Consider the following 1,790-nt stretch of genomic DNA (forward strand, 5'->3'; position numbering starts at 1 on the left):
GTGCGGATGGTCTGGACCGAAGAGACGACCCCGCCGATCGCCGCTTCAAGCTGGGACACGCTGTCATTGAACTTGACGCGGATCGGCTCGAATTCGGGGGCGAGTTTCTGGTTCATGCGGATCGTGAGATCGCCGTCCGACAGACGGTCGAAGCTCGTCTCGACGGCGGTGACGAGAACCCGCAGATCCTCGGCCTTGGCGCTTTCGATCGCCGCCTGACGCTCCTTGGCGAGGGACTCGTTCTGGCGCGCCGCTTCATTGTCCTTCTCCAGCCGGACGCGCTCCGAAGACGCTTCCTGCAAGATTTGAAGCGCACGAGCCATCGAACCGATCTGGTCGCGCCGCTCGCGACCGGCGATCTCCACATCCAGACGACCGTTGGACAGCTCGGTCATGATGCTTTCGAGCGAACTGAGCGAAGCGCCGATCGAGCGGTTGAGAAGATAAGCGATCGATGCGAGGAGAACGAGCGCGGCGAGGGCTGAGCCGATCTGCAGCGTGGTCGCGAAATTCGCCTCCTCACGAGACCGGTCGACCCGGTCGTTCAATCGATCGAATGCCAGAGCCGAAAGCTCTTTCAGATTGTCGTTCACGGCGTCGGCGGTATCGTCGATGACGTCGTCGATTTGAGCGAATGCGGATGCGTCCGCTTTCGCTTCGATCAAACGAGGAAGCGTTTCGAGGATGCCCTTTTCGAGGATCGCTACATTTTGTTCGATCCCCTGAACGAGGTCTGGCCTCTCGATCCGCTCGGCGAGGGTGCGCGCGGCCGCGATGCTCGACTTGGCGGCGTCCATCCCATCTCTCATCAGCGCCATGCGGTCCGGGTGAACGGACCCGTCCGATTTGTCGACGATCGAATCCATGGCGGCAAGGGTGACATCGATGACGTTCGTCCGCAGATCGGAGACGTCTCGAACGAGCGTCTGGATCATGTCGAGATCATCGGATGTTTGGATGAGAACTTTGCTTTCGAGATATGCAGCCACGCCGATCGCACCGAAGGCCGCGATCATCAGCCCGATCAAGAGCCGAATTCGTCCGCTGATCGACATGCGATCGATCCATTTCATCGGTAAGCTCAACATGGAACCTCTGGCAGTGTGATGGCCATCGTCTTCGGCCGGGGTGTCGCGTCTGGGCAAATGGATCTATCGATCGCGCCAACGGATCGCCCGGATGACGTGTGAATGCAGATCGATATGGTTCACTATCGAAGTTTCTGGTTAAGCGGTGGTTAAGACATAAATCGAGCGGTCTCAAATCGATGTGTTGATCGCGCTGACATAGTTGTGTCGAAGCAATTTATGATATTAATAAGGACGGATTATTATTGCTGCGAATGAAGGACTTTCATTCAATGATCTGCCCTATGGTCAAAGGGAGCATGCAGCGGTTTCACGTCCGCAACCGATTGTCGCCATTTGCAAATTCGAAGACGCGGGTGTCATCTCGTCCGGCCGCCATACCCGATTGTCGGTCCAGTGATCCGTCGCCAATCACGTTCTCGCTATGATTGCAGCAAGCTCGTCTGGCGCCAAGAAAGATCTTTTGCTGGACATAGGGCCGTCCCAGTGGGAGCCACCCTGAGGGCTGGGCAGGAGCCTCAGAATGCAGATTGGCCGCCGGACAATCTGCCCGGCGGCCAGTCTTTGCTTCGAAGAAATTCCGTGGAGAAAGATCGATCAGAACTCGGCCCAATCCTCGTCTTTGCGGGCAAGGGCGTTGGCGCCGCTGACGGCGGGTGCGGCGCGTTTGGGCGCGGTGCCTTTGGCAAGACGGTCCTGCAT

General features: G+C 58.0%; 1 protein-coding gene. It reads right to left on the reverse strand.

The features are described 5' to 3' along the window. Nucleotides 1–1,055 (reverse strand): methyl-accepting chemotaxis protein (locus B9A15_RS22290; RefSeq protein ID WP_170923414.1); only part of this gene is annotated, 1,055 nt, incomplete at its 3' end. Nucleotides 1,056–1,790: the final 735 nt, after the last annotated feature.

Origin of the sequence: Fulvimarina manganoxydans (assembly GCF_900176465.1) — a bacterium.
In the GTDB taxonomy this organism is placed as follows: domain Bacteria; phylum Pseudomonadota; class Alphaproteobacteria; order Rhizobiales; family Rhizobiaceae; genus Fulvimarina; species Fulvimarina manganoxydans.